This window comes from Kitasatospora sp. NPDC036993 (genome assembly GCF_055607525.1).
Genome location: NZ_JBVJRP010000007.1, coordinates 101,314 through 110,832 on the forward strand (window position 1 = coordinate 101,314; position 9,519 = coordinate 110,832).

Here is a 9,519-nt window from a genome sequence, read left to right on the forward strand (position 1 = left end):
TGCAGGTGCGGTCCGTCCAGCTTCCGCCGCCCCGCGCCCGCCGGAGCCCGGATTGACGCACTGCTGACACCGCGCTGACGGTCTGCTGACGCGCGGGCGGCTCCCGGCCGGTCCGCGGGCTCAGACCCGGTACGCGGCGACGTAGCGGGCCGGGTCGTGGCGCAGGTCGCCGTGCCAGCGCTCGCGGCACTGCTCGGCGAAGGTCCGCCCGGTGGCGACGATCTCGTCCAGCGGGTCCAGGTACCCGAGGACGTGCGGCGGTTCCAGGCCCGCCGCCACCCGGGCGGCCAGACCGGCCCTGGCCAGCCGGAGCAGTTCGGCGGCCAGCGGCCGGACCGGCTCGCCGCCCAGGCGGGTGGCGAGCCCGAGGGCGGGCAGCTCGGCGAGCGCCGCCCGGTGGTCGGACAGGGTGTGGCGGCCGAGCAGCTCCCAGACGGCCTCCCGGGACCCGGGGTGGTAGGTGAGCCCGGCCCAGAGCGCGGGGACGGCCGGGATGAACGGGTACGGCGGACCGTCGGAGGCGCGCAGCTCCAGGGTGCCGCGGACCCTGGTGTTGGTCCAGATCTGGTTGAGGTGGGCGGCCCAGTGCGCCCGGGTCGGCCGCGAGCCGTCCGGGTAGCCGTGCCGGAGCAGCTCGGCGAAGGGGCGGTCGGGCGCCCGGTGGTAGCGGCCGTCCGGGGTGCGGTAGTGGATCAGCGGGAGGCCGAGCGCCCAGTCGGCGATCTCCTCGGCGGTGACGCCGGGGCGCAGCGCGGGCGGCAGCACCCCGCCCCTGCGCGGGTCCATCCGGAGCCAGGCCCAGCACCGGTGGGACAGCAGGCCGCTACTCGAACTGCCTTCTTGGATCGGTGAGTTGACGAGCAGTGCGGAGACCACGGGGGCGGCGGCCATCTGCATCCGCAGCTTCCGGGCGAGGTCCTCGGGGGAGAGGTGGTCCAGGGTGACCTGGGTGGACAGCGACAGCGCCATCACGTACCGGGCCCGGCCGCCGGGCTCGCCCAGTCCGGCGAAGTAGTCCCGCATGATGGCGCCGCGGGTCATCGGCACCCACCGCACGTCGGCCAGCCGGTCGAAGGGCAGGTTGGCGCCGGGCAGCAGGGCCAGGCCGAACCGGCCGACCAGCTCGGCGAGTCGCTCCAGGGCGGCGCGCATGTCGTCCACCGCCCTGGCCACCGAGGGGACCGGCGCCGAGGAGTACTCGATCTGGCCGCCGTGCTCCAGGGTGATCTGGCTGCCGTCCGGGAGCAGGACGCCGGTCAGCCGCCCGGCGTCCTCCTGCCGCTCGCCGCCCCACCCGTCCAGCACCGCCTCCAGGACGGCCAGCACGCCGCGCTCGCCGGAGTAGCGGGCGGCCAGCCCGGTGGCCGGGTCGACCAGGCCGCATTCGACCTCCATGCCGACCCGCTCACTGCGGCCGGGGCGGAACGGCGCGAGCAGCTCGGCCCGTCCCAGCTCCGCTCCGGCCCCGGTGCCCGTCACACCGCCCCCACCCGGGTGGTGACCCGGGGGTGCCCGGCCCGGTCGAGCACCGCGCCGACCGCGCTCAGGGCGGACTGCGCCGCGCCCTGGCACCAGGCATGGGCGCCGGACAGGTGCTCGCCGGCGAAGAAGACCCGCGGCCGCTCCGCCGGGTACGGGGAGCCGAGCACGCTCAGGTAGCGGGTGTGCTCGCCGGGTGTCAGATGGGCGAAGGCACCGCCGCCCATGCCGGTCTGCACGTCCCAGTTGCAGTGCACGATGTCGTCCACGTCCCCGGTGATACCCGGGTGGAGCCGTTCCAGACAGTCCAGCACCAGGGCGTCCCGGTCGGCCGTCTCCAGCGCGGCGAAGCGGCGGGCGTTGGCGCCCCACAGGTACGCGCCGAGCAGGGCCGTCGGCTCGGCCGAGCGCAGCGGGTCGCGCGCGGTCCAGCGCGGGCCCGGGCTGCCGTTGGCCCCGCCCTTGCCGCGTACCGCGTTGTCGGACGGGTACCAGCACTGCTGGATCGGCAGGTCGGTGAAGCTGCCGCCGCCGTGGATGCCGTCCTCCAGCTCCCAGCGGCGGCGGGTGAGGTGCAGGACGGTCTTGCTGCTGCTCGCGTAGCTGATGCCGCGGACGGCGTGCTGCTGGGCGTGCGGCAGGCCCGGGGTGACGGTGATCCGGTCGAGCGCGGGCGCAGGGACGCAGCACACCACGTAGTCGACGTCCTCGTGCAGCCGGGCGCCGATCCGCCGGCCGTGCAGCCGGACGCCGTCCGTGGTCAGCGCCAGTTCGTCGACCTGGGTGGAGAGCCGGAGCGTGCCGGGGCGCAGCGCGGCGACGAAGGCGTGGACCAGCGCGTCCAGCCCGTCGACCAGCTCGACCTGACCGCGGTGGAACAGGCCGAAGTAGTCGACCAGCACCTCCAGCAGCGAGGACTGCTCGTAGTGGGCGAGGCCGCTGGCGTGGCCGAAGAGCTCCCAGGCGTCCTGTGACAGGTGCTCGTGGACGAACTGCCACAGCGACACCGAGGCCGCCCGCTCCAGCGCGGGGTCGTCCCAGTGGCCCTCCAGGGTGCGGCGCTGCTGTTCGAGGGTCAGGGTGGACCACACCGAGCCGAGCAGCTGGTCCAGCACCGGCGTCGGGGGCCGCCGCTCGTCCGGGCGCAGCTCGTACGCGGGGAACAGCGCGGCCACGTCCTGCACCCGGACCCGGCGGCCGCGCAGGTGGTAGTAGGCGCGCGGGTTGGCGTTGACGAACGGGCGGGTCGCCAGCCGGAACCGGGAGACGTAGTGCAGCACGCAGTGGTGGTTGCCGGGGATGCGCATGGCGCCGAGGTCCACGTGGGTGCCGTCCCAGAACCGGTGGGTGCGCACCCGCCCGCCCGGACGGTTCGCCCGTTCGTACACGACGACGTCGAACCCGCGGCGCTGCAGCTCGTACGCGCACACCAGGCCGGCGATGCCCGCCCCGATCACGGCGACGCGGCCCCTGGCACCGGCGACGGGCTCCTCCAGCGAACGCGGGAACGCAAAGCTCGTATCGAACATCGGCACCGTACCCATCTGAGGCGGGACCCCCGTCCCAGCCTCGGCGAGGCCTCCCGCGGGCGCCACTGCGCGGCGCCGACGTGGGTGACGGGGGTGGGACGGACTGCGACGGCGACGGGGTCCGGCGGGGCCTCGGTGCGCCCGGCCGGGCGCCGGGCGCCGGTCTCACCCTGAGGCATCCGGGCGATGGCGTCCAGTACGCGTGGTTCGCCTGCGCCCCGCCCGTCCCCTCCGTGGCGGTCCGCCGGGGCGCCGTCCCGGCCGGTGAACCGGGCCGGTGGCGCGGGCCGTAGGTCCGTAGTGGGCGCGCGCAGCGGTGCGGCCGCGAAGCGGCGCGCGCGTCCGCGAGGAACCGGGGAGGAACTGGATGCAGTCCCGACGCGACCAGGTGCAGGCACACCTGTTCGTGATGAGCAGGGTGGCCTCGGGCATGCTGCGGGCGGAGCCCGACGCGCCGGACACCCCCACCGGGCGGACCACCCGGGGCACCATGACGGGCCTGGCGGTGGGGGTGCTGATCGGGCTGGGCGTCACGGTGTACGGGGTGATCAGGCCCGGCGGCGGCGAGGGCTGGGCCAAGCCCGGCACGCTGGTGGTGGTCGAGGAGACCGGCGCCAGGTACCTGTCCGTCGGCGGGCAGCTGCATCCGGTGCTGAACGACACCAGCGCCAGGCTGCTGGCCGGCGATCGGATGACGGTGCGGCAGGTGAGCCGGGCGTCGATCGCGGACGCGCCGCGCGGTACCCCGGTCGGGATCGTCGGTGCCCCGGACGGGCTGCCGCCCGCCGCCGACCTGGCCGGCGGCACCTGGCTGGTCTGCGGCACCGTCCAGCCGGGCCCGACCGGAGCCCCCGCGCCGCGGCTCGGCCTGCTGGTGGACCCGGCCGCCGAGGGGCGGGCGCTGACGCCGGCCCAGGGCCTGCTGGTGGCCGTCCCGGACGGCTCGGTGCACCTGCTCTGGCAGGGTCAGCGACTGCGGGTCGACACCGCCAACCAGGCGCTCCAGGCGCTCGGTTACGGCGGCACGGCCCCCTTCCCGGTGCCGGCCGGCGTGCTGAACGCGCTGCCCGCCGGGCCCGACCTGGCCGCGCCCGCCGTCGCCAGGCGCGGTGAGGCGGGCCCGGCGCTGGGCGGGAAGCCGACCCGGATCGGCCAGCTCTTCACGGCCCCGGGCGGCGCCCACCACCTGCTCACCAAGGACGGCCTCGTGCCGCTCACCCCGACGCTGTACGCGCTGCTGCTCGGCGATCCGCGCACCCAGAAGGACGCGTACGGCAGCGCCGCCCCGGTGCCCGCGTCGATCGGCGCGATGGACCTCGCCGGGCACACCGCGCCCGGCGGCCCGCCGTCCCAGGGGCTCCCGGAGGCGCCGCCGACGCTGGTCACGCCGCTGTCCGGCGAGGGCGTCTGCGCGGACCTGCACACCGCGGGCACCGCCCCGACGACCGCCGTCACCGTGCTGCCCGTCGCCCAGGCGGACGCGGGCCGCCCCCCGGCGGTGCCGGCCGGCACCGCGGGCGGGGCCTGCGTGGTCGCCGACCGGATCGCCGTCCGGCCGGGGCGCGGCGCCCTGGTGCGGGCGGTGTCGGGCGCCGGCGCGGGCAGCACGGAGTACCTGGTCACCGAGGGCGGGGTGCGCTACCCGCTGCCCTCGGCGGCGGTCGCCCAGCAGCTCGGGTACGGCGGTACGACACCGGTGTCCGTCCCGGCCGCGGTGGTGGCCCTGCTGCCGGCCGGGCCGAGCCTGGACCCGGCGGCGCTGGGTGACGGCACGGGGGCCCCGTCCTCGGCCGCCGGCACCCTCGCGGCCACCCCGGCGGCGGCTCAGGGGCCGTCTTCGTGCAGCTGAACCAGGGCCTGCCGCAGGGCCGTTGAGCCGATCAGATGTCTCCGCCGGGCGGCCCGCCCGGCGAGCGAAGGGAAGGGAGCAGAGCATGGCCACACCGGGCATGTTGACGAAGGAAGACGAGGCGATCAGGCAGGTCCTCGCCAGCCTGGAGCAGCAGATCGAGAGCATGGTGACCGCCGGCCGCACGGTCGAGCGGATCAAGGAGGAGCTGGCCGGCGGCTACATCTCCGGCGCCAGCACCGTGTTCCAGCAGCGGGTCGAGGACTGGATGACGCGCTACCAGCAGGTCATCGGGGCCTTCGAGCGCTTCGTCCAGTCGACCCAGGGGGCCAACCAGATCCTCACCGCGGCCGAGGACGAGGCGCGCGCCCACGCCGCCGACGGCATCTACTACGGCCTTCAGGGCGACTGACGCTCCGTCACGAACAAAAGGATCAGGTACCCATGGACTTCGGCAACATCCACCTCCACCACGAGACGGTCGAGCAGTCCGCGAACGAACTGCGCGCGGCAGGCTCCATGATGCAGACCAACCTGAAGGAGCTCCTCAGCAAGTTGAGCGCCGTGATCGACAACGGGCACTTCCAGGGTGTCGCCGCCACGGCGTTCCACGAGTTCTCCGCGGCCGTGTCGGCGAACGACCAGCAGATGGAGCAGGACATCACGGCGGCGGCGGCCACGCTCGACCGCATGCACGAGACCATGAAGGAGTCCGACACTCAGGCCGGCAAGCAGTTCGCCTGACGAGGACGGAGGCCCACGCATGAGCGGTGACACCACCAACATCACGGTCGCCTACCTGGAGGGCCGGCTCGCGGACCTGCGGAGCTTCGAGCAGGACGTGAACGGCCAGAAGGTGGCCTGGCTGAAGGCGCCGGCGGCGCTGAAGGCGGGCCAGGACTCGTTCCCGTCGGCCAAGGCGCTGAAGCAGGCCTACGTCGAGTACGCGAAGAGCGTGGGGGACGGCATCGAGGCCGTCCGCAAGACGATCGACGACATCGTCAACGACCTGCTGAAGGCGGGGAGGACGCTCCACGAGGGGGACGGCGAAGCCCTCTCGGAGGCCCAGATGCTGGAGATCCTCCACGACGTGCTCGGCGGCGTCGCCCCGACGAGCAAGCTCCCCTGACGTCGGGAGACCGCCGTCGGCTCCGGAGGGCCACGCGCCCCTCCGGAGCCGGCGGCACACCGCTGCCCGAGAACCGTTCCACCCTGCCCGGAGGATGACCATGGCCGACCAAACGCCCTACACCTGGGAGCAGATGCTGAAGGTGTTCGCCGGGACGGACCACAGCGATGTCGTGAAGCGGACCGACGTGACCGGCGCCGACTGGATCCAGGCCTACTACCTGATCACGGACACCAAGAGCAACAACGACAGGCGCAAGGTCCAGAACGGCATCGCCAAGGGCGACGCCGGATACGACATGTGGGCCGAGTGGGTGTACCTGGTCGAAGGCGGCGGCACCTACAGCACGATCCTGGGCGTGACCTGCAACTGGCCGTTCTGGGACGGCAAGGAGGGCGACGCGACGGCGACCCTGTTCACCCGGTTCAAGTCCAACCCGGGCGACATCCTCGGCCCGTCGATCTGGGGGAACTGCACCGGCAACGAGGTCACGGCGCCCCCGACGCTGTGGGACGCCTCGCGGATCGTCGGCGAGGTCGACACCTTCTTCGTGGAGCAGCGGAAGAAGGTGAACACCTGGTTCAACGACGTGGGCGGTTCGGACAGCGAGTTCCAGGGGACGGCGGCCGGCCGCTTCAAGGAGGTCCTGTACGGCCTGGAGAACGAGTTCCTGGCCATGCACTTCGGGCTCAGCGGCGACCTCGGCGCGTACAAGGGGAAGGCCGGGGACCCGCCCGCGGCCAACCCCATCGTCACCAAGCTGAAGGATGCCGGGGACGCCCTGAGGGCCCAGCAGGCGCACATGTACACCTCGGGCTACGAGGCGTGGAGGGGGAACTCCACCCTGGAGAGCGCCGGACCGAACAGCGACAAGGGCGAGCACTGGCAGTACACCGACGGCTCCGCCGGCGGCAGCTTCTCCTCGCCGTACACCTGCGTGCACTTCGCGTTCACCGAGCTGGTCAAGAACTTCACCGCGGTCCTCACCCTCACCACGATCAGCTACGACGACGGGAGCCTCTCGGCCGACGCCACGGTCTCGGGCAACGGCGTCACCCTGGCGACCACCAAGGACGGCGTCAACAAGGAGTCCCTGGGCGCCTTCGTCAAGCAGCTGGACGCCAAGGCGAAGGAGAAGTGGAACGCCTGGGTGGTGGACAAGCTCGACGCGGCCGCGACCACCGCGGGGAGGGCCCTGTCCGACGCCTACGACGCCGCGAGCAGGCTCCTGCTGCCGATCAGGCCGGTGACGCTCGACCTGCCCAAGGACAAGGTCGAGACCCCCGACGGCAAGGGCGGTGACGGGAACGGGCCGAAGACCGACGTCAGCAACCCGAACCTCGGCGGTGGCGCCGGCGGTGACGGGGGCGGCACCGGTGGGGGTGGCACCGGCGGGATCGGCGGCACCGGCGGCGGTACGGGCGGCATCGGCGGGATCGGCGGCGGTACGGGCGGCGGTTCGGGCGGCGGCAGCGGAGGCAAGGGCGGGAAGACCGGGGGCATCGGCGGGATCGGGGGCATCGGCGGCACCGGTGGCGGCGGCAGCGCCGGCATGGTTCCGCTGCTGGACAAGGACGGCAAGCCGCTGCTCGACAAGGACGGCAAGCCGCAGATGGTCCCGCCCGGCACCCGGGTCAACGACAAGGGCCAGCTGGTCGACAAGGACGGCAAGCCGCTGCTGGACAAGGACGGCAAGCCCCGGCAGGTGCCGGCGGGCACCGTGGTGGGCCAGCCCGGTACCGGCTCCGGCGGCTCCACCACCGGGTCGGGCGGCACGGGTTCGAGCTCCAGCACGCCGTTCAAGGTGCCGCCGGGCTCGAAGCGCAACGACGACGGAACGGTCACCACCCCGGACGGCACGCTGCTGAAGGACCGCAACGGCAACCCGGTGGTGCTCGGCAAGGACCGGACCATCGGCGAGGACGGCACCGTCCGGGACGCGAACGGGCGGCCGGTCTCGCAGTTCGAGCAACTGCTCACCGACGAGGAGTACGCGCTCTCCAAGGGCGTCGGAGACATCCGTACCGGCGGCGGGGGCGGCGGCTGGTCCGGTAACTGGTCCGGGCTGCCCGGTTCGATCGGCGGCAGCGGCGTCTCCTTCGGCTCGGGCGGCTCCGGCGACGGCGCGGGCTCCGTCAGGACCGGGTCCGGCCTGTTCGGCGAGCCCGTGGGCGGTGGCGGAGCCGGCCCGAAGACCGTCGGCGGGATCGCCTCCGGCCCGCCCGGGCTGGGCGTCGGCGGCCGTCTGGCGGAGGCCATGGGCGTCAAGCCGACGGCCGTGCTGGCCGCCGAGGAGGCCGCCGCGAGCCGTGCCACGGCGGCCGGCCGGGCCGCGGCCGGCGCCGCCGCCGAGGAGGCCCAGCTGATGGGCCGGGGCATGTCCACGACCGGCGGCATGGGCGGACCGATGGTCCCCCCGATGGGGGCCGGGGCCGGCGGCGCGCCCGGCCAGGGCGAGAAGGAGCGGCAGCGCACCACCTGGCTGGCCGAGGACGAGGAGGTCTGGGGCACCGACTCGGACGCCGTGACGGGCGTCATCGGTCGCTGACGGACCGCCCGGCCGGTCGATCCGGCCTGTCGGCCCGGGGTGGCCGGACCGATCCGGCCCGGCGTCGAACCGCGGGCCGCGCCCCGTCCGTAGAGAGAACCGTACGACCCCACGAGCCGGCGCGTTCCGGGCCCGATCCCCCGGGCCCGGGACGCGCCAACGGGACACCGGGACAGAGACGGGAGGCGCGGACGGATGAGTTTCTCGTACGCCGAGCAGATCGAGCAGGCCATGGCCGCTCTGGCGGAGCAGCAGGTCAAGATGGCCGAGGCGGCGAAGGAGTTGCAGGCGGCCACCGCCTCGGCGACCACCAAGGACCGGATGGTCACCGCGACGGTCGGCGCACAGGGCCAGGTGGTGTCCCTGGTCTTCCACACCACCGCGTACCGGTCGATGGCGCCGGCCCAGCTCGGGACGGTGCTCGCCGACGTGCTGAACACCGCCCGGGCCGACCTCGGCGAGCGGATGGCCGAGCGGATGGGGGCGTTCAGCGGGCTGGGCGAGACCCTCAGGGCCTCGATGACCGGCGGCACCGAACTGGACGAACTCTTCGCGCCGCTGCGGGACATGCGCCCCGGGTTCGCCGAGGACGCGGCCGCGGAGGAGCGGCGCAGGCGCGACCGGCAGGAGGAGTTCCGTGGCTGAGCAGCTGAACGCCTCCGCGGACCTCCAGAACAAGTTCAAGAGGTTCGCGCGGGTGTCGGAGATCCTCGACGACATCGGCCGGCGGACCGACGAGATCAACACCTTCAACAAGGAGTCGGCCGGTCACGACGAGATCGGCAAGACCTACCACGACAACGTGGACGGCGCGACCGCCGACCTGTTCAGGCTGTTCAGGCAGGTGAGCACCGAGGTGGAGAAGCTCGGCCTCAAGGGCCAGCGGACCTCCGTGATCCTGCAGAACGCGGAGGACGACGCCAAGGGCCAGGTCTGACCGGCCCGACCGCACCTCCCCGCTCCCCGCCCCGCTCCCCGCCCCGCC

9 protein-coding genes are annotated in these 9,519 nt (G+C 74.0%); 7 read left to right on the plus strand and 2 right to left on the minus strand.

Annotated features, from left to right (window positions below; all coding sequences use genetic code 11):
• Positions 1 to 120: 120 nt before the first annotated feature.
• Both ACZ7C5_RS16745 and ACZ7C5_RS16750 read right to left on the minus strand, forming a co-directional pair.
• Complete coding sequence (locus ACZ7C5_RS16745) at positions 121 to 1,479, minus strand: glutamate-cysteine ligase family protein (RefSeq protein ID WP_470322824.1); 1,359 nt, start codon at positions 1,477 to 1,479, stop codon at positions 121 to 123.
• Positions 1,476 to 3,008, minus strand: a complete 1,533-nt coding sequence (locus ACZ7C5_RS16750) for a flavin monoamine oxidase family protein (protein WP_401083938.1) — start codon at positions 3,006 to 3,008, stop codon at positions 1,476 to 1,478. The genes ACZ7C5_RS16745 and ACZ7C5_RS16750 overlap by 4 nt, the downstream gene beginning before the upstream one ends.
• A 367-nt stretch (positions 3,009 to 3,375) precedes the next feature.
• Between ACZ7C5_RS16750 and eccB the strand changes: the two genes are divergently transcribed.
• The 7 genes from eccB (at position 3,376) to ACZ7C5_RS16785 (ending at position 9,471) form a co-directional block, all read left to right on the plus strand.
• Positions 3,376 to 4,857: a type VII secretion protein EccB gene (gene eccB / locus ACZ7C5_RS16755; protein ID WP_470322825.1), complete on the plus strand. Its 1,482-nt coding sequence runs from the start codon at positions 3,376 to 3,378 to the stop codon at positions 4,855 to 4,857.
• Positions 4,858 to 4,957: 100 nt separating this feature from the next.
• Positions 4,958 to 5,269: a hypothetical protein gene (locus tag ACZ7C5_RS16760; protein ID WP_401083942.1), complete on the plus strand. Its 312-nt coding sequence runs from the start codon at positions 4,958 to 4,960 to the stop codon at positions 5,267 to 5,269.
• Between the two features lie 32 nt (positions 5,270 to 5,301).
• On the plus strand, positions 5,302 to 5,601 hold the full coding sequence (locus ACZ7C5_RS16765; RefSeq protein WP_401083944.1) for a WXG100 family type VII secretion target: 300 nt from the start codon (positions 5,302 to 5,304) through the stop codon (positions 5,599 to 5,601).
• Between the two features lie 19 nt (positions 5,602 to 5,620).
• Entirely contained in the window at positions 5,621 to 5,986 is a 366-nt protein-coding gene (locus ACZ7C5_RS16770; RefSeq protein WP_470322826.1) for a hypothetical protein, read from the plus strand.
• A 100-nt stretch (positions 5,987 to 6,086) separates the two neighbouring features.
• Complete coding sequence (locus ACZ7C5_RS16775) at positions 6,087 to 8,534, plus strand: hypothetical protein (protein ID WP_470322827.1); 2,448 nt, start codon at positions 6,087 to 6,089, stop codon at positions 8,532 to 8,534.
• A 195-nt stretch (positions 8,535 to 8,729) separates the two neighbouring features.
• Positions 8,730 to 9,179, plus strand: coding sequence for a YbaB/EbfC family nucleoid-associated protein (locus tag ACZ7C5_RS16780; protein WP_401083950.1), 450 nt, complete (start codon positions 8,730 to 8,732; stop codon positions 9,177 to 9,179).
• A complete protein-coding gene (locus ACZ7C5_RS16785; RefSeq protein WP_188296902.1) occupies positions 9,172 to 9,471 on the plus strand; it encodes a hypothetical protein in 300 nt (99 codons plus the stop codon). The genes ACZ7C5_RS16780 and ACZ7C5_RS16785 overlap by 8 nt, the downstream gene beginning before the upstream one ends.
• Positions 9,472 to 9,519: the final 48 nt, after the last annotated feature.

What these genes read in the sequence shown, in the direction of transcription:
- ACZ7C5_RS16750 (WP_401083938.1), bottom strand. Translation starts at nt 3,008, where the DNA reads ATGTTCGATACGAGCTTTGCGTTCCCGCGTTCGCTGGAGGAGCCCGTC.
- eccB (WP_470322825.1), top strand. Translation starts at nt 3,376, where the DNA reads ATGCAGTCCCGACGCGACCAGGTGCAGGCACACCTGTTCGTGATGAGC.
- ACZ7C5_RS16760 (WP_401083942.1), top strand. Translation starts at nt 4,958, where the DNA reads ATGTTGACGAAGGAAGACGAGGCGATCAGGCAGGTCCTCGCCAGCCTG.
- ACZ7C5_RS16765 (WP_401083944.1), top strand. Translation starts at nt 5,302, where the DNA reads ATGGACTTCGGCAACATCCACCTCCACCACGAGACGGTCGAGCAGTCC.
- ACZ7C5_RS16770 (WP_470322826.1), top strand. Translation starts at nt 5,621, where the DNA reads ATGAGCGGTGACACCACCAACATCACGGTCGCCTACCTGGAGGGCCGG.
- ACZ7C5_RS16775 (WP_470322827.1), top strand. Translation starts at nt 6,087, where the DNA reads ATGGCCGACCAAACGCCCTACACCTGGGAGCAGATGCTGAAGGTGTTC.
- ACZ7C5_RS16780 (WP_401083950.1), top strand. Translation starts at nt 8,730, where the DNA reads ATGAGTTTCTCGTACGCCGAGCAGATCGAGCAGGCCATGGCCGCTCTG.